Here is a 279-nt window from a genome sequence, read left to right as displayed (position 1 = left end):
CTCGATTGTTAATGGGCGTTTTACTTAAAAATTGTAAGTAATGTTACCGTATAAAAAGCGCCCATCTAAACTGTAGGGTGTGTAAGGCGTGTACGGAAATATTTGGCCAAAGTTAGAGTAGCCAATATTATCTACCGTTGCTTGAGGGTACTGATCAAATAGGTTATTCGCACCTACTGCAAACTTCCACGCTTCGTTAGGACGATAAGCGACTTCTAAATCAGCAATCCATTTAGCATCTAAATATTCATCACCCTCGCTGGTGGTTGAAATATCTGC

At 40.1% G+C, this 279-nt stretch carries 1 protein-coding gene; it reads right to left on the bottom strand.

Features of this window, described 5'->3' with window-relative positions:
* Positions 1 to 24: 24 nt before the first annotated feature.
* A partial coding sequence (locus AAEY62_RS22090) for a hypothetical protein (RefSeq protein ID WP_350636543.1) occupies positions 25 to 279 on the bottom strand: 255 nt, incomplete at its 5' end.

Source organism: Pseudoalteromonas sp. GW168-MNA-CIBAN-0100 (assembly GCF_040309225.1).
In the GTDB taxonomy this organism is placed as follows: Bacteria; Pseudomonadota; Gammaproteobacteria; order Enterobacterales; family Alteromonadaceae; genus Pseudoalteromonas; species Pseudoalteromonas arctica.
This window is presented reverse-complemented; position numbering and strand designations above follow the sequence as displayed.